This window comes from Rhizobium sp. P2_G9, assembly GCF_056403475.1.
On sequence record NZ_JBFUFK010000019.1, the window covers coordinates 36,491 to 58,653 of the forward strand.

20 protein-coding genes and 1 tRNA gene are annotated in these 22,163 nt (G+C 59.9%); 8 read left to right on the top strand and 13 right to left on the bottom strand.

Translation table 11 applies throughout. The features are described from left to right. Positions 1-13: 13 nt before the first annotated feature. The 3 genes from AC1DYF_RS17335 to AC1DYF_RS17345 all read left to right on the top strand — a co-directional run bounded on the left by AC1DYF_RS17335 (position 14) and on the right by AC1DYF_RS17345 (position 1,693). The gene (locus AC1DYF_RS17335) at positions 14-283 is read left to right on the top strand and encodes a hypothetical protein (RefSeq protein ID WP_477877988.1); all 270 of its coding nucleotides are present in this window, start codon (positions 14-16) and stop codon (positions 281-283) included. Between the two features lie 150 nt (positions 284-433). Further along, entirely contained in the window at positions 434-913 is a 480-nt protein-coding gene (locus AC1DYF_RS17340) for a hypothetical protein (protein ID WP_477877989.1), read from the top strand. Between the two features lie 324 nt (positions 914-1,237). Further along, entirely contained in the window at positions 1,238-1,693 is a 456-nt protein-coding gene (locus AC1DYF_RS17345) for an NUDIX hydrolase (protein WP_477877990.1), read from the top strand. Positions 1,694-2,144: 451 nt separating this feature from the next. On the opposite strand, the gene AC1DYF_RS17350 is transcribed toward AC1DYF_RS17345, so the two are convergent. The 5 genes from AC1DYF_RS17350 to AC1DYF_RS17370 all read right to left on the bottom strand — a co-directional run bounded on the left by AC1DYF_RS17350 (position 2,145) and on the right by AC1DYF_RS17370 (position 8,516). Then, positions 2,145-2,546, bottom strand: coding sequence for a response regulator (locus AC1DYF_RS17350; protein WP_477877991.1), 402 nt, complete (start codon positions 2,544-2,546; stop codon positions 2,145-2,147). Positions 2,547-2,564: 18 nt separating this feature from the next. Further along, positions 2,565-4,580, bottom strand: coding sequence for a sensor histidine kinase (locus AC1DYF_RS17355; RefSeq protein WP_477877992.1), 2,016 nt, complete (start codon positions 4,578-4,580; stop codon positions 2,565-2,567). A 231-nt stretch (positions 4,581-4,811) separates the two neighbouring features. Beyond that, a complete protein-coding gene (locus AC1DYF_RS17360) occupies positions 4,812-7,211 on the bottom strand; it encodes a PAS-domain containing protein (RefSeq protein WP_477877993.1) in 2,400 nt (799 codons plus the stop codon). A 542-nt stretch (positions 7,212-7,753) separates the two neighbouring features. Next, positions 7,754-8,086, bottom strand: a complete 333-nt coding sequence (locus AC1DYF_RS17365) for a hypothetical protein (RefSeq protein ID WP_477877994.1) — start codon at positions 8,084-8,086, stop codon at positions 7,754-7,756. Between the two features lie 205 nt (positions 8,087-8,291). Beyond that, complete coding sequence (locus AC1DYF_RS17370; RefSeq protein ID WP_477877995.1) at positions 8,292-8,516, bottom strand: hypothetical protein; 225 nt, start codon at positions 8,514-8,516, stop codon at positions 8,292-8,294. Positions 8,517-9,097: 581 nt separating this feature from the next. Here AC1DYF_RS17370 and AC1DYF_RS17375 point away from each other — a divergent pair. Further along, positions 9,098-9,174 (top strand) — tRNA-Pro (locus AC1DYF_RS17375). A 214-nt stretch (positions 9,175-9,388) separates the two neighbouring features. On the opposite strand, the gene AC1DYF_RS17380 is transcribed toward AC1DYF_RS17375, so the two are convergent. The 5 genes from AC1DYF_RS17380 to AC1DYF_RS17400 form a co-directional block, all read right to left on the bottom strand. After that, a complete protein-coding gene (locus AC1DYF_RS17380) occupies positions 9,389-10,534 on the bottom strand; it encodes a glycosyltransferase family 4 protein (RefSeq protein ID WP_477877996.1) in 1,146 nt (381 codons plus the stop codon). Continuing rightward, entirely contained in the window at positions 10,531-11,781 is a 1,251-nt protein-coding gene (locus AC1DYF_RS17385; protein WP_477877997.1) for an O-antigen ligase family protein, read from the bottom strand. The genes AC1DYF_RS17380 and AC1DYF_RS17385 overlap by 4 nt, the downstream gene beginning before the upstream one ends. Then, complete coding sequence (locus tag AC1DYF_RS17390; protein ID WP_477877998.1) at positions 11,778-13,346, bottom strand: undecaprenyl-phosphate glucose phosphotransferase; 1,569 nt, start codon at positions 13,344-13,346, stop codon at positions 11,778-11,780. Before AC1DYF_RS17390 ends, AC1DYF_RS17385 begins: the two co-directional genes overlap by 4 nt. 133 nt (positions 13,347-13,479) lie before the next feature. Beyond that, a complete protein-coding gene (locus AC1DYF_RS17395) occupies positions 13,480-14,619 on the bottom strand; it encodes a glycosyltransferase family 4 protein (protein ID WP_477877999.1) in 1,140 nt (379 codons plus the stop codon). Positions 14,620-14,628: 9 nt separating this feature from the next. Then, the gene (locus AC1DYF_RS17400; RefSeq protein WP_477878000.1) at positions 14,629-15,219 is read right to left on the bottom strand and encodes a polysaccharide biosynthesis/export family protein; all 591 of its coding nucleotides are present in this window, start codon (positions 15,217-15,219) and stop codon (positions 14,629-14,631) included. 232 nt (positions 15,220-15,451) lie between these two features. Here AC1DYF_RS17400 and AC1DYF_RS17405 point away from each other — a divergent pair, with 232 nt between their 5' ends. From AC1DYF_RS17405 to AC1DYF_RS17415, 3 genes are read left to right on the top strand one after another with little or no spacing between them, the layout of a single operon-like run. Next, positions 15,452-17,689, top strand: coding sequence for a GumC family protein (locus AC1DYF_RS17405; RefSeq protein WP_477878001.1), 2,238 nt, complete (start codon positions 15,452-15,454; stop codon positions 17,687-17,689). A gap of 60 nt (positions 17,690-17,749) precedes the next feature. Beyond that, a complete protein-coding gene (locus AC1DYF_RS17410) occupies positions 17,750-18,124 on the top strand; it encodes a nucleotidyltransferase family protein (protein WP_477878002.1) in 375 nt (124 codons plus the stop codon). Beyond that, on the top strand, positions 18,121-18,630 hold the full coding sequence (locus AC1DYF_RS17415) for a HEPN domain-containing protein (RefSeq protein ID WP_477878003.1): 510 nt from the start codon (positions 18,121-18,123) through the stop codon (positions 18,628-18,630). The genes AC1DYF_RS17410 and AC1DYF_RS17415 overlap by 4 nt, the downstream gene beginning before the upstream one ends. Positions 18,631-18,635: 5 nt before the next feature. On the opposite strand, the gene AC1DYF_RS17420 is transcribed toward AC1DYF_RS17415, so the two are convergent. Continuing rightward, entirely contained in the window at positions 18,636-19,889 is a 1,254-nt protein-coding gene (locus AC1DYF_RS17420) for a GNAT family N-acetyltransferase (RefSeq protein WP_477878004.1), read from the bottom strand. Between the two features lie 133 nt (positions 19,890-20,022). Further along, the gene (locus tag AC1DYF_RS17425) at positions 20,023-20,244 is read right to left on the bottom strand and encodes a DUF2842 domain-containing protein (RefSeq protein ID WP_477679433.1); all 222 of its coding nucleotides are present in this window, start codon (positions 20,242-20,244) and stop codon (positions 20,023-20,025) included. 76 nt (positions 20,245-20,320) lie between these two features. Here AC1DYF_RS17425 and AC1DYF_RS17430 point away from each other — a divergent pair, with 76 nt between their 5' ends. Then, complete coding sequence (locus AC1DYF_RS17430) at positions 20,321-21,442, top strand: COX15/CtaA family protein (RefSeq protein WP_477878005.1); 1,122 nt, start codon at positions 20,321-20,323, stop codon at positions 21,440-21,442. A 10-nt stretch (positions 21,443-21,452) separates the two neighbouring features. Here the strand turns inward: AC1DYF_RS17430 and AC1DYF_RS17435 are convergent, their stop codons facing one another. Continuing rightward, positions 21,453-21,932, bottom strand: coding sequence for a hypothetical protein (locus AC1DYF_RS17435; protein ID WP_477878006.1), 480 nt, complete (start codon positions 21,930-21,932; stop codon positions 21,453-21,455). Positions 21,933-22,163: the final 231 nt, after the last annotated feature.

The window sequence follows — 22,163 nt, forward strand, 5'->3', positions numbered from 1 at the left end:
CGAAGCCGCCCTTGTGCAGGTCGCTCATATCCGTGTTCAGAAGGGTGATCGTATCGCCATCGCCGTCGATGATCACCAGATCGTGGTTCTGCTCGGTGACGTGATGCTTGATCAGGTCGGTGCGGGAGGCGATGTCTCGCGGAACCGCTCGACCGTGGCGCGGTCGAAGTCGAATGCGGCGAGGGCGCCAGCGGCATTGTCATCAGGCGGCGTTTGCATCGTCACCTCCCGCACAAAACACCCGACCAAGGCTGGCGTTCTCCGACGCGGCGAACAATATTAGCATCAAGGACCGAATTCGGCCGCGGGCGGGATCGAAAGCTCTCGCCGGGCGTTCGGGCAATATGATCACTGAGGTTCGCCGTTGCGACTGTTCTGGCTATGGGTTTTGAGTCTGGTTCTGTGCGTTCCGGCCCAAGCCCAGCCGCCGGAAATGGCGATCCGTTATATCCTGCATGGCATCGAGGCGGACCAGGTCATCATCCGTCCGCAGGAAGGCGTGGTGGGGACTTTCGATCCGCGCGGCGGATCGGGGCTGCGGTTCACGCTCTCCTTCGCCGACGCCGACGATACCCGCCTGGTGTTCGACTACCAATATGCGTTGGACGGCGGCTGCATCATCGAAGCGACGCTGACGACAACGGTGATCAAGGCCAATGTGGAGGACCGAACAACCGTCAAGGCCGTCAGGATGGATTGGACCGGTGTGACCGGGCTGTCCTTCGTCAAAGTGCTGGGTATCAACAACACGATGGTCGACGGAATGAAGGTCGAGTGTCTGACGAGAGGTGAAAATGCCTGCGAAAATCCGCTCGGCGGAACGGCGACATGGAACTGGCCGACCGTGTCGGACGAACGCCAGGCGGTGCTGGCGCTACGCCGGTTTCAGGCGATGTGCAGGGGAAGCGGTTAGGGCGCCCCCGTCGGACCGTCTGCTGGTCTGTCATTGACTGAATCCTGATTTGTGACGCAGAATCAATTTGTTAAGATTCAGGCCGGTTCCAGCCGACGGTGCAGGAGGGTGAGCAAGCGGGGCTTCTCAGACGAGGTTGCAGCGTTCTACACGTCACGCGGCTTTGCGCGCCACGCCCGGGAACTTTCCTGACCTTGACGCCGTTTGACAAATCGCAAGCGCAACCGGAAGATGAGGAAACGGAATGTCGCTTCAGAAATGGCCGGCTGAGGCGACCGATGATATCGAACTGCGCAGTTTTCTTCTCATAAGCGAGTCTCATCGTTGGACAACGACCCGACCCATCTGCAGAATCTGGCGCGCCTGACCCGCATGATCCTCGACGGCAAAGCGCAGGAACAAAGCGGAGCGATCTGTGTGCGCGGCAGCGCCGGCGAGGACAGCCAGGTTCTGTTGATTACCAGCCGCGACACCGGACGCTGGGTCATTCCCAAGGGAAATGTCGAAAAGCGCGAAGATTCAAGGCACACTGCCGCCCGCGAGGCCAAGGAGGAGGCCGGCGTCAGCGGCAGAGTGTCGAAGAAGCCGCTCGGTTATTACACCTACATCAAGAGCAGGGAGGGGCTTGCCTGTCTTGTCTCCGTCTATCGGCTGGATGTCGACAGGATAAGGCCGGACTTCCCCGAGGCCAAGGCACGCCAACTGGAATGGGTCTCGCCTCTCGAAGCCGCAAGGCGTGTCGACGAACTCGAACTCAAGGGGCTGTTTCAACAGATCTGACAGTAGCGCCTGTGCAGATTCTCGCGCGGCTCCCACATTTGTGATGCTGCGGTTTTGTGACAGTCTGCTAATGTTGCCTTGCCCCGTGCCCCGGGGCAAGCAGGATTAACTCCAAAACTATCCCGGCTGCGCTGCGGCCGGGCTTTTTATTCAGCCTGACGGCGATTTCAACGGCAGCGCGATCGGCTTGAGGCTCGCGAGCTCGACACCCTCGCGATCGACAATGACGTGTTCGCCTTCTCTTATGTTGAAGATATACAGTGGCGCAAGCGCCTCAAACTTCTCGGAAACGCGCCGCCGGTAAATTGGTTTCTATCAATCGCGCCGGATAAACGGCTGATTTTGCACTCATCGCGGCGAGCGGACCAAGCCGGTCCGCGATCGCTTCATGCGATCGGTTCACGGCACTGGTTCTGCAGGCGATCGCGATCGAATCCTTTTTCCTGCAGGTTCAAAACTCCAATCCCGCGGCAACACGGTTTTCGATGCGCATGATCAGCCCCTGGATTTTCGCCATGAGCACGTCRAAATCTATCGGCTTGGTCAAGTAATTGTCGGCGCCCGCCCGCAGGCCCTCGATCATCTTTTCGCGATCGGCAAGCGCGGTCAGGAAGATGAACGGCATGTTGGAAAGTTCGGGGTGATTGATCTGCACTTCGGCCAGCAACTGCGTGCCGTCCATTTCCGGCATGGTAATGTCCGATATCACGATGTCCGGTCGATGTTGCAGGATCATCTCCAGGCCATGGCGGCCGTTTTCGGCCTCCAATGTCCGCAAACCGGCATCATTCAGTTCTTCAACGATCAGATCGCGGACCGGTTTTTCATCTTCAATACACAAAATCGTTATCATTTTCGTCTCCTTTATTAGTCACGCGACAGCGCGCTCATCCGCCGTCTCGATCGGCGCTTGCGCCGGTCCCGCGACCGGCAGCTTGACCGTAAACAGGGTCCCGTGACCCTTTTCACTTTCGACGCGGATTTCGCCGCCATGCAGATCGACCACCTGCTTCACCAGATTGAGGCCAATGCCGGTGCCGGCGATCCCCGTTGATGTCCTCGCCCTGAAGTAGAGCTGGAACATCTTTTGCAAATCATCTGAATCGATGCCGACGCCACTGTCACGAACAGATACATAGGCGAAGCCGTCTGCTTCCCAGCCTTTGACGTATATATCCGGCGCCTTGGGCGAATATTTGACTGCGTTGGAGAGAAGATTGGTGAACACCTGATTGACGCCCAGCGGATCGCCCCTCAGCATTTTCGGCAAATTGTCGATGTCGAGATGCAGCTTGTGGCTGGGGGAAACCTCGGACTGCCGGGTCGCGCATTGCAGGACGATGTCATGGATTGGGCAATCGGATATGGTCAGCTTCATGCCGCCGTCCAGCCGGCCCGCGGTCAGGAAACTCTCCATCAGTTCGACCATGCGCGCAACGGCCGAGCGAATCTGGTGGTTTTTCTCGGCGACGAATTCGGCCGTCAGTCCGCCGCTCTTGCGCATCATTCGCTGCGCGGCGCCATCGATGATCGCAAGCGGCGTCCGGAACTCGTGCGAGGTCATGGTGACGAACTGGCGCTGCAGGCTGTTGATATATTTTTCGTGTTCTAGCGCCTGCGCCAGCTTCTCGGCCTGTAGCGCCAGTTCCTCGGTGCGCAGGCGAACGGCCTCTTCGAGCCGGTCGCGATGGCGAATGAGCTCCTGTTCGGCCCGGCGGCGGACGGTGACATCCATGTAGGTGACCACGCCGCCGCCTGTGGCGAGCGGCGACGTGCTGATTTCCAGTACCGTGCCATCCGCACGCTCGCGCAGAAAAGAATGGGTCAGAAACAACCGCGCATGGCCGGCCCGCTCCTGTGCCTGTTCCTCCACATCGCCTGGTCCGTAGTCGCCGCGCGTCGCATTGTAGCGCAGCACGTCGACATAGGAGCAGCCGATGGGGCATTGCTCAGGCGAAACGTCAACCAGTTCGTAGAAACGGTGGTTGGCGAATGTCAGGCGCAAATCTTCGTCAAGCACGGCGATCCCGCCCGGAAAGGCGTCAAACGTGGCATGCAGCAGGCCCAGAAGCCGCTTGTGATCGCTCTGGTCGATGACAAGCTCGACGAAGGTTGCTCTGCCGGAATTCTGCAGCTTCCATATCTTCGTAGTGCCGTCATAAACCGTCTCGTCCCGGCGCAGTCGCTGTGCGTCGAACACGACGCATTCGGTCTTGCCGGCGATCAGCGGTTCGAGCAGCCGTCGGTATTCCTGCACATTCATGCCATGGATGAGGTCGGCCGGCGTCATCCGCATGATCTGGTCGGGCCGATAACCGGTCTTGATCTGGGCCGCGTGGTTCGCCTTGAATATTTCAAGCGTTTCGCCGTCGAACAGATAGATCTCGTTCTCTGAAATGCCGGCGATGTCGGCGAGTTGGGACGTGAGCGCAGCCTTGCGCTTGCTGACGATCACTCTTGCCACGTCAGCGGCGATTTGCAGAAGGACGGCGAGGATTTCCGGCAAGGGCTCCAGCGCCTCAGCCAGGAAGAGCACCACGGTGCCGATCTGCTCGCCCTCGTCGCGGTCGATCAACGAAATGTGGCATGCCTGCTGGCCACCCCTAAGCTCGCAGCGAACAGCAGTGCCTTCATTCGGCTGGACGGAGCGCGGCACGTGCTGCCACTCCATTTGCAAATGAAACAGCAGGGCATGCGGGCTATTCTTGCCATCACTGAGATAGATGGCGGCACCAGGCGAGAGCCCAAGTTCCGGGCAACGGAAAATCATCGACAGCGCATCTTCGAGCGCCTGATTGAGCGTTTTGTCTGAAAATGCGCAGCGCAACACCTTGCAGGATAGCTCAAAGGCCCAATCTGGCACACGGATGATGTCGGGTAGATTCATCTTTGACACGCAGCTTGCAATTCAGAGTTCTAAAATTAACCGACACTAATTAACAGAAGGTCGATTTTCCTCTGCAAATATTCTCTGGTCCGGATCGCGCTTTTCCCTGCAGCATATCGGTTCACGTCTGCGACCCGGTCATCGGCCGGGAACGGAAAGGAGGCCAACCCGACCGCGGGACGGCATCCTGATCCCGGCCGGCGGCCATGACCGGCCGCGCTGGCGCGCAAGTCAGACCGCCAGGGCGCCTTGGTTCTGCTCTTCATTGCCCTTGTCGACGGCGATCGGCAGCCGGAGCGAGAAGGTCGTGCCGAATCCCTTTTGGCTTGCGACCGCGATCACGCCGTCATGGAGCTCGATGATCTGCTTGACGAAGTTGAGGCCGATCCCGGTACCCGCGATCCCGCTCGAACTCCTCGCTCTGAAATAGCGCTGGAACATCCGCGGCAGATCATCGGCATCGATGCCTATTCCTTCATCGCGGACGGTGACATGAATGTTTTCGCCATCCTGCCAGCCGGTGACATAGACGTCTGGGGAATTCGGAGCGTATTTCACCGCGTTGGAAAAAAGGTTGCTGAAAACCTGCTCCAGAGCGGTGCGGTCCGCATAGATGGTCGGCGGCAGTCGATCGAGGTCAAGCAGAAACCGATGGGACCGCCGAATACTCTCCTGCCGGCTGCTGCAAGTGGTAATGATCTCACGCAACGAACACGGCTTGTGAACAATGTTGATCCGGCCATGATCCAAGCGACCGGCGGCAAGGATGCTTTCCATCAATTCCAGCATGCGGGAAACAGAGCTGCGGATCACTTCGGTCTTTTCCGCAATGAATTCAGGTGTGACCGCCTCCTTGCGGCGCACGAGACGTTGCGCGGCACCGTCTATCACGGCCAAAGGCGTGCGGAATTCATGCGAGGCCATGGAGACGAATTGCCGCTGCAGCGTGTTGATGTGACGCTCCTGATCCAGCATCCGCTCCAGTTCCTCGGCCTGCCGTGCGATCTCTGCGGTTCGGGCGCGGACCGTGTCCTCAAGCGTATCACGATGCTGCAGCAGCGCTCTTTCGGCGCGTTTGCGCTCGGTGACATCGACAGCGGCAATCAACGTGGCGGCGCGCCCATCATAGGACAACCGCGACGAATAGATGATGACCTCGACCATTGTTCCGTCTGCCCGCAGATGCAGCCAGGTATGGTTGGAGCCGCCCTCGCTCTCGCCGCTGGCCACGGCCGCCTTGACCTTTCCCCAGTCCTCGGCCGGGCGAATGTCCAGGAGCGTCATCGAAAGAAAACGCTTCCTGTCGTAGCCGTAGTGATCGAGTGCGGCCTGGTTGACGTCGAGAAATCTCAGGCTCTCCCGATCGTAGACCCACATCGGCAACGGGTTTCCTTCAAACAGCAGCCTGAACGAAGCCTCGCGCATCTTGAGATCGGTTATGTCGACGCGGATACCGACGCTGCCGCCTTCCGAAATCCGGCGCTCCTCAATCCGTACCCAGCGGTTTCCCGGCAGGCGCTGTTCGTGGGTGCTTTGCGGCGCGGCATGTCGCGCCAGCCGCTCGGCGAGCCACTCCTCCTCGCGGTCGACCGCCTCGGGATATTGGCCATGCTTTAGCCCGTCACGAAGTCTGTCTTCGAAATGCATCCCGATCGCGAGCCGCTCGCCGTTTTCCAAATAGAGTTGCTCGTAGCGGCGATTCCACAAAACGAAGCGGTCTTCTGCGTCGAACAACGCCAGACCTTCCGGAACGACTTCGAATGCGGCCAGCAGACGGGCATGCGCAGCGCGCGCCTCCTGCTCGGCGCGCTCCGCCTGTGCATGCGCCTCGGCAAGCGCTCTTTCGGCTTGCCAGGCCTGGGTTATGTCTTCGTGGCTGGATACCCAGCCGCCCTCTTTCGTTTTTTGATGATAGCCGCGAATGATCTTGCCGGATTTCAGTTCCTTGATCCAGACTTGCGGGGCGTCGCCGGCATTCGTCGCTTCAGCCCAACGGAGATAGTCCGACTGTGATATCGCGGGAACGGCATCCACGCCGTGCCGCAGCTTCAGGATTTCCTCGAGTGTCTGTCCGGGATGGATGACCGACGGCTGGAGTCCATAGACCTCAGCATAACGATTGTTGGACAAGATCAACTTGCCCGCAGCATCGAAAAGACAGACACCCTGTCCGATACAGGCAAGTGCAGTGTGAAGCTGTTCATTACGCTCGCGAAGCTGCCTGCGCCCGGCGCTCAGGGCAAGTTGGACAGCGACACGGGCGCGGAACTCTTCCGGATGAATCGTGCTCTCGATACAATCGACCGCGCCTGCGGCGAAACCGGACAAACGGCTTTCAAGATCGCCGGCAGGCGTCACCAAGATCACGGATATTTCGGATGTCGCCGCGTTGGCTCTGAATTCTCGGCAGATTTCAACGCCGCTCGTTCCCGCAAAGGCCAGGTCGAGGATAATGAGTTCGGGCCGGCAATGCGCCTCGGCTGCATCCAAAGCTTCGAGGTCTTCGCGTGCCGCGATAAGCTTCGGGTTGTAGCCCAAGAGGGAGCGGTTGATGAGGTCGGAATGCGCAGCGATATCGCTTGCGATCAAAATGCCCTGATGATCAGTGACCAAACTCTGATCTGCGTTCATCGGATACACCTTCTCGATCCTGTGGCCGCCCCGAGGTCAAGGAATCACTGCAAGAACGGTGAAACCCGGCAGATTGCCACTATCGGTTTGCAATCATATTGCCGCGATCTTATTCCGCGACAGTTAAGAGTGACCTTAGATTGCCGATAAAAGCCGCCGTTCGCGCCAAGATTCTCAATGAGGGATTGAATTACGATATTCTTAGTATCGCATGATTGCGGACCGTTCAAACGACAGCCGCGCGGCTTGATCTTGACGCGGACGGCCCGGCAGGAGCCGGGCAATGGCCGAGGGGGGCCACTCGGTAGGGCAAACCGCGTCCGGTGCCCATCGTAGGGGTATGGGCGGCTGCTTGATAAGGAAATGCCCATGCTTTCCTTTGACCCATCTCAATAATAGAACGAAAGTCTAATTTGCACGATAGAGTGCGCTCTACTTTCGTAACACTTAAACTTCTTCTCGTTTCGGCTGTCACAACTAAACCGGGGAAGATGGCCATGACATGGTTCTGAAAACCATGCTCGCTTCTGCCTTTGTCATCGTCACGCCCGGGGCGCCTTTGCCTCGTCAAGCGCCAGGCCGAGAAGGTAGGTGATCCGCTCGTTTCCTTCATCCAAGGCGGCCCGCTGGGCGTCCCTGAGCGCATCGAGCAATGACCGCGGCATGGCTTTCTCGGCTGGGGCAGGATCGGCCGAACGCTGCAGACCTGCGGCGTCACGCCGTGATTGGAGTGCCGTCTGCAGCGCCTCCAAAACCATTTCTTCATCGAAGCCGGCCGCGACCGCTTCATCGATTACTTCGTTAAGCTCCAGCGTTGCGGGCTCGGATATGTTGCGCTCGTCGCCTGGCACATTCACCAATGTCTCGGTTACCATGTCTCATCTCCTTCCCGAGAAGAATTCTCTCCTGAGACGGATGTTCCGTTCGACGGGAAACAGCACATTGGCCTACGCTGTGGGGCGGGATCACCCGAAGCGGAAAATGACCGCACACGTCTCGAAATTGATCACCGGTTTCAGGACAAGGCCATGCGCAGGAATAAACAGCGCAAGCAGCGAATTCGGGAAATTGCGGCGCGCGTTAGTGCCGCCTCAGGGCCGAGAATATGTCCATATGACTTTCGCCCGTGGCCGCCGGCATCACGTTGAGCTGGCCTTCGTCGACCAGTTCGGCAAGGCAATCCTCGAAAAATCCAAGCAGCCGCCCGAGCAGCTGTTCGCGCGTAAGCTGATTGTCCGAAAGGATCGTGGAAACCAGGCCTTGCTTGAAGCCGGCGCGCGCTTCTTTATCGACATAGATAGTCATGGTAGTGCCCCTAACAACAATAGTGTGATGCCAGAGGTTGTGCCGAAGCGCAAAGAGTATATTCTCATATGCTTAATTGGACTGGCAAATTTGACAAACAACAATATCAAGACTGTTGGTATGGTAGATATGGGTCAGAATTCCGAATGGTTGCATCTTACGGAAACGGAAGTAACGGCTCGATTCGACATTTTTTATGCTCGGAAATTCCGAAAATATGCACGAAGTATATTATGTATAACCGAATTTTAACTATATTTCTCCTATATCAGGCAGTATTTATTGCATATCCACGTGAATGGCTCGCTCAAATACACGCATGACTCTTTTTGATACGCACGGTGCAAGGAATAGCGGGCAGGCAGGGTCGCCATGAACGCCGGTTCGGCGCCCGTGCGGTATGGCGCAATACCAAAACCGCTCCCTGCCACCATGCCTTGTTTGGCAAGGAGCGGGCTGGCTGGGCTCAATACCAGTGCCAGCCAAACAATCGTTTATTCAGACCATTGGTTCATTCTTCAAAATCGCTGGATTTGGGACTTGCGCCCCAAGCATCGAAACTATAAACGGAGCGCCACGGCCGGAGTGTAGCGCAGCCTGGTAGCGCACTTGACTGGGGGTCAAGGGGTCGTGGGTTCAAATCCCGCCACTCCGACCACTATATCCTTGATTTCCCTCACATTTTGCCGATGCTCCAAGGCCGCAACAAGGGCCTTAGGGGAACATAAGGGCACCAAATGCCCCGCAATTGGGGCCAAACGTCCCGAACTGGTCCAAAGTGATGCGCGAATGTTCGCGTCCTGCTGACGAGAATCGGCGCACTTACTTGTCTGTCAGACGGCCGGCCTGCTGTCGGCCAGTAAGAATCGGGATTATCCGCCCTGCGCAAGCCCGCGGTAAACTGCCTCGGTCGCATCCACCATTTTATCGAGCGAATAGTCGGTCTTGCGCGCGAGGGCGGCGGTACGCATGGCTTCGTGGCACTGCGGCCGGGCGATTTCGAGCATCCGCTGCGCCAAGTCTGTAACGTCGTCGTCATTTGCGACGATGAAGCCGTTCCTGCCATCATCCACCACCGTCGAAGCGCCGCCGACATCGGCGAGAATCATCGGCAGGCCGGCGGCGGCCGCTTCCAGCATCACATAGGACATCGCTTCGTAACGGCTCGGCATGACCAGCACATCGAAGGCCTGCATGGCGTCGGGTCCCGGAAGGGCGGAAGTGAGATGGATGCGTTTGGCCAAGCCGCTGCTGCCAATCATGCTCCGCATCTCCGCTTCCAGCGGTCCGAAGCCGATCATCGCCAATTCTGTTTGCGGCAGAGCAGCGCCGATGCGATTGAAGGCGTCAAGCAGCCGCTCCGGCGCTTTCTGTTCGGAGAGGCGGCCGACGAAGCCAAAGACGAACGCATCTGGTCGGATGCCGAGCTGGGCGCGAATCTCCTGACGCTGGCCGATGGGCGGCGCCGAGACGCCGTTGACGACTGTATGCAGTCTGTTGTCCGGAATGCCGAGATATTGCACGGCGTGCTGATATTCGTCACGCGAGACGCAGATCAGCGCATCGGTCAGGTATTTTCCAAACAGGCACTCGATGCCGCCAAAAATCTGGCGGCCGCGGGCGCCAAGCGTCGGATCCATGGTGCGGAAGGCGTGCGGCGTATAAACCCGCGGGATATGTCGGCCGGGCATGCGCATGCGGGTCAGCGCGCCGGCCTTGGAACTATGGCCGTGGATGATGTCGAACGGGCCACCGGTTCTGATGATCTTCCGGATCGCCATCCATGCTCGCGCATCGGAAGGCGAGGGGGACCGCGTCATCGGCACGGAATGTATGGCGGCCAGCGGCAATGCTTGAAGTTCTCTAACGAAACGCTCCTCGGCGCGAGTCGGCGAATAGATTGCCGCGACGTGATGCCCGCGTTCGGCCAGTGCCCCGCAAAGATCGAGAAAGTGCCGGCCTGAGCCGCCGCCGCTCGGTTCGAGCACCTGCAGGATTCGCAAGGGAAGATGGGTCATGGGCGAGCCGCAGCGCCGGCGGACCTCTGCCGTTGATATCTGTGCTCCAGCGCCGCGCAGCCCCAGACGATGCCATAGAGCATGAAGTGATGCCGCCAGTGGTCGGTATCGATGACATTGCCGATCAGTTCATGGCCGCAGAGCGTGATCCACGCTGCTACCAGATAGGGCTGCCACGGCCGGTCGCGGAACATGTAGCGGATGCCGAAACCGATCGTGGTCCAGGCAAGCGCGATGTAGGTCGCGAGGCCAAGCCAGCCATAGGTGGTCAGCGATTTCAGCCAGATATTGTGCTCGTCTTCAGGGTAGATGGTGGAGAACACCATCGGCCCGATGCCGAGCGGCTCGCTCATGGCGTTGAGGAAGCCAAGCTTGTGGCGCTCGAACCGGCCGAGCCGGTCGCCGTCATATTCCTGGACAAGCTTGGTGCGCTGCTCGAGCAGGCCGGAGATCGCCGGCGTGTTGAGCGCCACCACAATGCCGACGACGCCAAGGATGACGCCGGAGAGCGCTATGACCAGCACTTTCAGGCGGAAGGCGCCGGACCGCTCCTTGATGAACATGATCAGCACCATCATCATCGAGGAGAAGACGAACATCGCCCAGGCGGCGCGCGAGAACGAGAGCAGCACGCCGAAGGCCAGTATGGCAAGGCAGCCGAGCCGCAGCGGCAGATGTTTGGCCCGGCCGGTCAGGATGCCGTGCAGCAGATAAAGCGATGGCGCCACCAGGAAGGGACCGAACACGTTCGGGTCCTGGAACACGCCCATGGCGCGGTCGTAACGGGTGAAAATGGCAAAGCCGGGCAGGGCGTGAAAATAGCCGATAATCCCGCACATGGCGGTGATCACTGCGGCACATGTCCAGGCGTTGAAGATCAGCTTCAGCCTCCGAGGGTCGTCTTCGATGACGGCTGAGTAGAAGACTGAGGAGATCAGCAGGAAGAAGGTGACGGCGAGATACATTGGCCCGTCGCCGATCTCCGCCATCTGCGTCAGCGACAGCATGCCGCCGGTGATGTAGGTCAGCATGAAGGCAAGCAGCAGTCCGGTCGTGCGCGAGATTTTCAGCCCGATGATGAACCAGAAACCGATCAGCCCGGCCATGAACAGTTCATAGGGTGCCGGCTCGTCGATGACGAAACCCGACAGGAACACGCCGAACGCCATCAGCCCGGAGCCGACCAGCCTTGCGGTGGCCTGTCCGGGCTTGAAGGAAACCGTCTCGGCGTGGACGATCGCGCTCAATAGGCATTTTCCGTGTTGAGCAGTCGGAAGGGCGTCAGGAACAGGATCTTCAGATCGAAGAGCAGCGACCAGTTCTCGATATAGTGCAGGTCGAAGGCGGTGCGGTACTTGATCTTCTCGTCGCTGTCGATCTCGCCGCGCCAGCCGTTGATCTGCGCCCAGCCGGTGACTCCAGGCTTGACGCGGTGACGGGCGAAATAGCCTTCGACGACATCGGCATAGATGCGGTCATGGGTTTGCGCCAGCACCGCATGCGGCCGCGGACCGACGAGCGACAGGTCGCCTCTGAGCACATTGAAGAACTGCGGCAGTTCGTCGATCGAGGACTTGCGCAGGAAGCGTCCGACCGGGGTGACGCGCGGATCGCCTTTGGTGACCGCCCTGGCGGCGGTCGGATCGCTCATGTTCGTGTACATGGAGCGGAACTTGAAGACGCTGATGATCTCGTTGTTGAAGCCGTGGCGCTTCTGCTTGAAGATGATCGGCCCCTTGGACGTCGCCTTCACCGCGATGGCCGCACCGAGCATGACCGGCCAGAGCATGGCGATTGCCACCAGACTGAAGAAGATATCGAAGATACGCTTGGCGACCGAATCCCAATCGTTGATCGGCTTGTCGAACACGTCGAGCATGGCCGTCTTGCCGACATGCGAATAGGCGCGGGGACGAAATTTCAGCTTGCTGGCATGGGCGGCGATGCGGATGTCGACCGGCAGGATCCAGAGCTTGCGCAGCAAGTCGAGGATGCGCTTCTCCGCCGTCATCGGCAGCGAGATGATCAGCATGTCGACGCGCGCCAGCCGCACAAATTCGACCAGTTCCGTCACCGTGCCGAGCTTCGGATAGCCGGCCACCAGTTCCGGCGAGCGGCGGTCGAGACGGTCGTCGAAAATGCCGAGGATGCGGATATCGTTTTCCGGCTGCGCTTCCAGCGAGCGGATCAGTTCCTGCGCCGGCCTGCCGCCGCAGACGATCACAGCGCGGCGTTCGAGCACGCCATTGCGCAGCCAACGCTTCAATGCCCAGGCGAGCAGGTAACGCTGCGCCATGAGATAGCCAAGGCCGGCAATGAACCAGGCGCCAAACCAGAAGCGCGACACGCTCTCGGATGTTTTCAGGAAGAACAGCGTCAGCGCCATCACGGCGAAAGCCATTGCCCAGGCGCCGGCAATGCGGCCGATCACCCGGTATGGCGCCCTGAGAACCGGGATCTGGTAGCAATCGGCGATCTGCAGGAAAAGCACGCTCAGCACCCCGCCGGCGGCGACCACCGGGATGTGCCACAGAAGTGCACTCATATTGTGCAGGTAGAAGAAGTTGACCACGTGGCCGATCAAAAACAGCATCACGAAGTCGAACAGTCTCGCCAGGCCGGTCATCATCGAGGGCGAGAATTTCTCGTCGCGATATTGCGCGGCGACCCGTTTGGCGAAATCGTTGAGTTCGATCGTTCCCGGCTTGACACCCGCGGCGGTCTCGTCGGGGCCGATGGTGCGGATCTCCGAAACCTGCTTGCGCAGGCGTTCGATGTCGAGATCGTCGTCTCTTTCAGGCAGCTGACTCATCACACTCTACTCGATACCAATTCGTCTCGGACACTAGGCGAAATGCCCTAAGAAACGCTTACGCAAGGGGAGGTCGGGCGTGCCGAATTGAGAAAAGTCAGGAGTTTCCACAGCGCCTTGGAGGCGGCTTGCTCTAGCCGGCCAACAGCTCCTGGTAGAGGCCTGTGACGCGGCGGGCCATGGTGATGGCGCTGAATGTCTCGTGGAAGCGGTCGCGGTCGGGTATGTTGCGGGCGCGCCAGCCGGAATCGGTGATGCTCTCGGCCATGACGGCTGCCAGCGCGTCGCTGTTGCCGGCCGGCACCAGCGCGCCACTGTCGCGTCCGAGCACTTCCGAGATGCCGCCGACATTGGAAGCGATCACCGCCTTGCCGGCGGCCAGTGATTCCAGCACGATATAGGGCATGGATTCGGCGCGCGACGGCACCACAACCGTGGGCGCGTGGGTGAGAGCCTCGCGGATGTTCATTGCAGGCCGCATGGTAATGCGCCGGCCGAGCCCGCGCACCGTCATCATCTCCAGATACTTTTCCCGCTGCGGGCCGTCGCCGATCATGACGGCCGACAGCGGCCGCTTGAGGATGCGCTCTGTCTTGGCAAAAGCATCGATGAAGATGTCGGGGCCCTTGAGATCGCGCATCATGCCGACATAGAGGAAATCGGCTGCATCCGGCGCTTCCGGCACCGGGACGAAATCCTCCTCGCCGACGCCGTTATAGATGACCTCGTTGCGGATATCGATCTCGCCGACCTTGGCGATATAGGTGTTGCGCTCGAACTCGCAGACGAAGACGATCGCATCCGTCGCCTTTTCCTGCAGCTTTTCGAGCCGGAACACCGTTCGTCCTGCAAATCCCTCGGGGTTGAAATGCAGGCTGCCGCCATGCGGCGAATAGAGGCGGGAAACGCGATACCTGTTAACCCGCAAGGCTGAGCCGGCAAGCCTGGCCAGGGCGCCGCCCTTGGCGCCATGGCCATGCACTATGTCCGGCTGCAAACTTCTGATCTGCTTGTAACTCCTCCAGAAAACCGGGATGTCCCGCGGCGAGATCGCCCGATCGATCGGTATGCGCGTCAGTCCGAGCGCGAGATGGGGCATGATCCCTTCGAACAACCGGTCCTCATGCGCTCCGCCGGTGGAGCTGTCACAGAGGATGCCGACATGATGGCCAGCGCGGCTCTGTTCTTTGGCAAGATCGCGGACATGGCGGAAAATTCCTCCGACGGGAGAGCGGAAACAATGGAGGATCCTGAGCGGCACGGGGTCCTGCATGAAGAACACCTAGAACAGGCGTTCGCGAACGTAGATCGTATCTCCGGCAAGCACGGAACTGGAAATCGACACACGACCGGTCAGGATATTGCCGTTGACCTTGCGGGTCACGTCGGCATTGGCCTGGTTGGCGCGCGCTGTGTAGCCGCCTGCGACGGCAATTGCGTTCTGGATCGTCATGCCAGGAACATAGGTATACTGACCGGGTTGTCCAACCTCGCCCATGACGAAAATCGAGCGGTAGCGGTCGACCTCGATCGACACGTCGGGATCGCGCAGATAGCCCTGGCGCAGCTTGGCTGCAATCTGACCTTCCAGCTCTTGCAGCGTCCGACCGCGCGCTGGCACGGTGCCGATCAGCGGAAAGGCGATATAGCCGGCCTGGTCGACGGAATAGGTGGTCGACAGATCCTTCTGGTCGAAGACGGTGACGCGCAGCCGATCGCCCGAGTCGACGCGGTAGGGCTGGATCGTTGCTTCCTCGAATGCCTTCGGCGGCGGCCGATAGGACGTGCAGGACGCAACGAAGGCCGACGCCACGACGAGGGCGATCGAAAGTCCGTGCCGGATCGAGAACGACGCTCTGGCGGCGGTCTGCATTCGAAGGAACTCCTGCCGGTGTTGCATTGCGGCATGGTCCGGCGTTTACCGTTTCGGTCCATGCTTCATGCTGCTGTTATCGAACCATTAGGGTTAACAGCTGGTAAAACCGGTGATCGAATTGAGGAATTTCAGCCGATAAATTTGATCGACGTCATTCGGCCCGCCGGGTTAACGCTTCGCTTACCGACTTTGTTTATCTTTGCGCCCGAAGGTTTTGTGGAGTTCGGGCATGTCGACGACGAGGCAAAGTAGCGTAGACGCGGATATTGACCTGGCTGGCCTGTTCCGGGCGATCTGGCGGCGCCGATTGCTGGTGCTGGCAACGACCGTTACCTTTGCCGGCCTTGCCATAGCCGGCACCAGCGTCGTCGCGCCGCAATATCAGAGCGAAGCGCGTATCCTGATCGAGACGCGTGACCCCGATCTCGCCCGCCGACCAACCGATCCGCAGGGGGCGGACCCAACACTCGACGATGCGGGCGTCACGTCGCAGGTGGCGCTGCTGCAATCCGCCGACCTGATCCGCCAGGTGGCCCGCGATTTCAAGCTCGGCGAGCGCCCGGAATTCGATCCGGCCGCCAATCCGTCGATCGTCACGCGCGTCCTGGTGACCGCGCATCTGATGAAGAACCCGCTGGACGTCGAGCCCGAAGACCGCGTCATCCAGGAGTTCATCCAGAAGCTGCAAGTCTATCAGGTCGATAAATCGCGCGTCATCGCCATCCAGTTCTCGTCGCGCGATCCGAAGCTGGCGGCGGCGATACCCAATGCCATCGCCAAGGTCTATCTGTCGCTGCAATCCGGCGCCAAGCTCGACGTGACCAACGAGACGGCCAAATGGCTGGAGCCCGAAATCGCCAATCTGCGTGAAAAGGTGCGCGACGCCGAAGCCAAGGTGGCGCAGTATCGCGCGTCGTCGGATCTCTTCCAGACCGGCCAGCAGAACACCATCTCGCAGCAGCAGTTGACCGATATTTCGCAAGCGCTCGCCAATGTCCGCGCCGACCGTGCCAGTGCCGAGGCGAGGGCGGAGTCCGTGCGCCAGGCGCTCTCTTCCGGCAATGTCGACACGCTCAACGAAGTTGTCGGCTCGCAGATGATCCAGCGTCTGAAGGAGACGCAGTCAAGCATCGAAGGCCAGATCGCCGATCTCTCGACCAAACTGCTCGACGGCCATCCACAGATGAAGGGCCTGCGCTCGCAGCTTGCCGGTATCAAGCAGCAGATCCGCACCGAGACTCAGAAAATCCTCGCCAGCCTGGAAAGTGACGCCAATGTTGCCCGCCTGCGTGAAAAGCAGCTTGTCGGGCAGCTTAATTCGATCAAAGCCGACACGGCCAGTACCGATGAAAAGCAGGTGGGCCTGAACGCGCTTGAGCGTGAGGCGACGGCCCAGCGGCAGTTGCTTGAAACCTACTTGTCGCGCTATCGCGAGGCGATCTCGCAGAAGGACATGAACGCCACGCCGGCCGATGCTCGCGTCGTCTCCTCTGCCGTCGTGCCGACCCGGCCCTTTTTCCCGAAAACCATTCCGATTGTCGTCGTTGCCTCGGTCGCCGGTTTCGTGCTGAGCTCGGTCTTCATCCTGCTGTCGGAACTGTTCTCCGGCCGCGCCGTGCGGCCCGTGGAATATGATGAGGATGAGGACGATGATCAGGCTGAGACTGTCGAGGCACCCGCCGTCGTTCACCAGCCGGTGATCACGACGAAATCAACGGCTGCAGCTGCTATGAAGCCGAAAGCGGCAGTCGCTCGCGACCATGCCGCCCAGCCGGGTGACGCTGCTGCGGTGAGCCTGCTGTCCATGAACGATGGTGAAACCGATCGCATGGCTGCGGCGGCCGACCAAGATCTCGTTTATGCCGAAGCAGACGAGGAATTCTCCATCGCCTCCGTTGGCCGCCACCTGATCGACAATGGCATCAATGTGGCGATCGGCGTGTCTCTGATTGGTGACAATGGCTCCGCAGCCTCCGTCGCACTGGCGCGCATGATCGCCGGCGAGGGCGCCCGCGTGATCCTGCTGGACATGACCGGCTCAGCTTTGCCGACGCGGCAGATGTCGGAACGTGGCAACCTGCCTGGCATTACCAACCTGCTCGCTGGCGAAGCCGCCTTTGCCGACACGATCCACGCCGACCGCCTGTCGGAAGCTCATATCCTGCCGCAGGGCACCGCCGACGCCCGCCGCGCCATGCGCGCCGCCGATCGCCTCGCCATGATCCTCGATGCGCTGGCCCGCGCCTATGATCTCGTGCTGATCGAATGCGGCGACACCGACGTCACCGGCGTCAGCCGCCTGGCCCGCAAGGGCAACGCCGAAATCATCCTCTCCGCAGCCGGAGCGCCGATCGAAGAAATCGAAACGATCGCCGGCAGCTTTATCGAAGCGGGCTATGAGGATGTGGTCCTGATGCTCGGCAGTGCTCCGGCAAACCCGCCGAGCACGGGCCGCAAGGCGGCGTGAGAACGGCTTAGCTCCTGTAGCGTCAGCTCTCGGCTGATGTTATCCTGATTAAAAGAAAACATGTCTTATCAGAGCTTGACGATGTCGGAGCCGGTCGTTCTTCAAAAGCTGGTATCGAAGCGTGCCGCGAAACATCTGATCGATTTTCGTCGCGATGTTGAGCGATCTTTTTCAGGGCGGGTTCGCGATGTCGTCCTCTTTGGTTCGCGCGCCCGCGGTGAGGCTAAACATTCGTCGGACTATGATGTCGCAGTGGTGCTTGACGGAAGCGATGGGCGGCAGGCCGATCGTGCGCTTTCCGATCTTGCTTACCCGCATATCGTCGCCGGCGTTCACATTCGCCCAGTCTCGGTCTCGGCGAGCTCCATGGATAAGCCGAACCTTCCCGCCCTTTCTCAACACATCAAGCGAGATGGCGTTGTGATACCGCGATGAAGAAAAGCAAGAAGGTGATGTTGCATCCGCCGAAGGACAAGAAAGTCAACCGTCCACGGTCGCTACCAACTGAACCGCTCAGCGAAGAAATACAGCTCACCAGGGCTGCACAGGAATTGCGCAAAGCAGTGACGCATCTGCAGGAAGCGAGAACTCAGGCGGCAAATGGCGGAACTCCACATGCCTGCGTTCATTCAGCCTACTATGCCATGCACCATGGCGCCCGGGCAGTGCTGTTTAAGGCCGGCGGCGTTGGCAAAACCAAAGACGTGCCGGCAAGCCACGAGCATGTGATAGAGCACTTCGGTAAGCTGCTCGTCAATGGAGCGGACGCGACCGGTGATCTCGGACGCATGCTAAACCGGGCACGCGGCGAGCGCGTTAGGTCTGATTACGGCCTTGATGACGATGTGACAGAAGAGGAGGCGAAAGAGGCTGCGGCGAATGCTGCCTATTTCGTCGATGGGTGCATAAAACGCTGGGATTTGAAATCGCTTCTAAAGTAGCGACTTCAATCCTCGTCCTTCACCGGCACCGTCTCGCCCTGGCCTTGCACCCGCGTCCGCAGCCGCTGCACGAAGGAGTAGACCGCCGGATTCTGCTTGATCATCGTCTTGAGCTTGGTGGCCATCTCTTCCTTGATAGCCGCCAGCCGGCCGAGCGATGTCACCGGTATGGTGACATTGACCTGCACCGTCTCCTCGCTACACCAGGAACTCTTGAACGCCATGGCGCCGATGCCGAAGTCGAACAGGCCGACATTTTCCTGGTTGTACTGCTCGATCATCAGGTGGAAGAGCAGTTCGCCGGGGCTGGCCTCGATCGCCGGCCCCGTGCCGATCGAACAGAACTGAACGATGATGTGATCGCCCTTGCGCGACAGGCCGGCCACGGCCGGGATCTCGCCGGAAAATTCGCCGCCGGTCATGCGGATCGCATGCATCCTGAGCGGAAAGCCGGTCGCCGTATGCGGCATCCCCACTGCGGTATGCAGGAATTTTCGCGTCTTCGGACAGGCAAATGTGTTGGGCAGGCCGAACTCAGCCAACCGCGCCGCCTTTTGGGTGAAGAACAGATCGAGCAGTTCGTGCCTGTCGGCATCGCTCTCGGCGACGATATGCTCATAGCCGCCCAGTGCTTCGAGTCGGCGATGGCTGACGCTGTACTTCTTGCGCCGGCGCTTGGCGTTGATCTGCGCCAATGTCTCGACGAAGGTCGCCTTCAGCGGCAGCTGGAAGGAACGGTTCTGGTTCTCGACATGCTGCAGCATCGAGAAGGGCAGCACCCGGCTGCGCCAGATGCTAGGCATGTTGTTGAGGATGATGATATCCGCGCCCTTCACATTGTCGCGGATTTCGGCTGAGAAGGCCGCCATCAGTTCCGGCGTCGCAGCGTCAAGGAAAGCGGAAGAGAGAAGCCCGGTATTGACGTTGGCATGGTGCGCGCCGATGAATTCCGCCGTCGTGAACAGCCGGCCGCGGATGATTTCGAGCGGTAGGATGAAGGCGAGCCTGCCGTCGATGCGGCCCTCGACGATCTGCAGCGGCCGCTGGTGCGCATCGACCCAGGCTCGGCACCAGTCGAAACCCTGGTGCAGCGAATTGATATTGTCTTCGGCGAGCGCGCGCCATTCGGCCTCGACCGACTCCATGCGCCGATGCACGGCAACCGAGATCGGGCCGGCGAGCGTCTGAAGCTCCGATGTGCCGACAGCGAGGCCGGGCATAGGGGTGTCGTCGTAGAAATCCACGTCCTTCAATTTCATTTGCCCTGCAGGCACGGCAAAATGCTCCCCTCACGAATTTTTGATCGCGAGAGTTCTAACGCCAAATCCACCGACAAAGAATTAAATGGACCGCCAATGCCTCGGTTTTTGGAAGCAATTGGTTAATGGCAGCTTATTTACCGTCGCTCTTCGGCGCGGGCTTGTGCATCCACTTGATGATCCACATGGCCGGCAGCACCCAGAGCAGGCCGGTGGCAAAGAAATACAGCAGATGAACGGTCCAGTGCGCCCGCCCGAGCGTGGCGGAGGCGACGACGGTGGCCAGAAGCGCGTAGACGAGCACCAGGATGATGATCATCACCGTGCCGATCAGTTTGCGGAGCTTGTCGGGCATAATGTCTCACTGCGTGCGTTTAGGCCTTGCCATGACGGGGTCGCTGTTGCAGAGCTTCGGCAAAAGGATGAGGGCCATGACCGACAGCGCAATAAACCTCGAACCCCGGCTTTTCAAGGAAATTGAACGGATCGATCGCAATCGGTTCGCCATCCGCATCTGGCTGGTCGTGGTATTGCTGTCGATCGCTGCACTGGTCGTGGTTGGCGGCGCGACGCGGCTCACCGATTCAGGCCTGTCGATCACCGAATGGAAGCCGATCCATGGTGTCATCCCGCCGCTGAGCGCCGCCGCCTGGGACGAGGAGTTCAGGCTCTACCAGCAGATTCCGCAATATGCCGAACTCAACAAGGGGATGACGGTCGATCAGTTCAAGCACATTTTCTGGTGGGAATGGGCGCACAGGCTGATCGCGCGCTCGATCGGCGTCATCTTCGCGCTGCCGCTCGCCTTCTTCTGGCTGACCGGCAGGCTTGAGCGCCGGCTGCGCTGGCCGCTGTTCAGTATCCTGTGTCTCGGTGGTGTACAGGGTGCGATCGGCTGGTGGATGGTGTCGTCCGGGCTGACCAAGCGCGTCGACGTCAGCCAGTATCGGCTGGCCACCCATCTCGTCGTCGCCTGCCTGATCTTTGCGGCTACCACCTGGGTCTGGCGGGCGCTGGCGCCGCATACCGGCCGGCCGCTGCAAAGCCGTGCTGCTGCGGCGCTCGCCGGCGTCATCGTGCTCTTCGTCTTCATCCAGCTTTATCTTGGCGCTCTGGTGGCCGGTCTTGACGCAGCGCTCTCCTACAACACTTGGCCGATGATGGATGGTTCTTTCATCCCCTCAGGGCTGAACTGGCATGCCCCCTTCGACAATGGCAAGACGGCGCAGTTCCTGCACCGCATGAATGCCTATGTGCTGCTGACGCTGGCGTTATTCCAATGGCTCTGGCTGGCGATACGCCACGGCGGCACGACACATGCCAATCGCGGCCTGGTTTTCTTCGCGCTGGTCTGCCTGCAGGCGGTGCTGGGCATCACGACGCTGATCCTCTCCGGTGTGACCACCGAGGCTGATCCGGTCGCCCATATCCCGATCGGCTGGGCGCTCGCCCATCAGGCCTGCGCGGTGCTGGTGCTGGGATTTGCCGTCGCGCATTGGCGCGGCCTGACCGGCGAATATCCCAAGCCGACTGGGCTCGCTATGGGACGCTGAGCCGTATCGCTCAGAGCTTCTTCATCGTGAAGATGTGGTTGTTGAGCCCGAAGAGCAGCGTGTTCGCATCGAGAAGATGCAGGCCGATTTCAGAGCAGCCCTGGTAAAGGGTCGGCACCGGCTCGGCAGCGAAGCCGAGCTGTTTGGCGAGTTTCTTCGCCTTGTCCTCGTCATAGGCCGCCGCCGCGTCTTTGGGATCCTGGGCGAGACCGCCTTCGAACAGATCGGCGAACGGCAGGGTCTCTACCGTTATCTCCGTCTTGCCGCAGCCAAGCAAGTCTGGGCCCTTGATCGAATCCTTGGTGATTGTCACCACCTTGCCGTCGTAACGCTGCTCGTCGTCGGTGACCATCGGATGCGCCGGATCTTCCCAGGGGGCAGAGGCGGCGCCTGTGATCTTCCATTTGCCGGCAAAGGGAAAATCGTCGGCATGGGCGAGGGCGGTCGAAGCGGCCAGCAGGACGAGGGCGGCGAGGGGGCGGATTGACATTCACTTCTCCGGATCGGGAACCCGGCTCTGGTTCGGGCATGATTATGACGGGCTAGAGGCCTGACTTAGAGGCTCCTGTGCCGAATTAATGTCGATATGGCTGTCCGGTCAAGGAAAAATGCCGACGCACCTGTCGGCTGCGCCGGTTGCGCACTGTCTGTCGAGTGTTGCCAGCAAAACATGCTTCCCCGAAAGCGGTGACCGGTTTCGAGGAAGCATGCGCTATAAAGC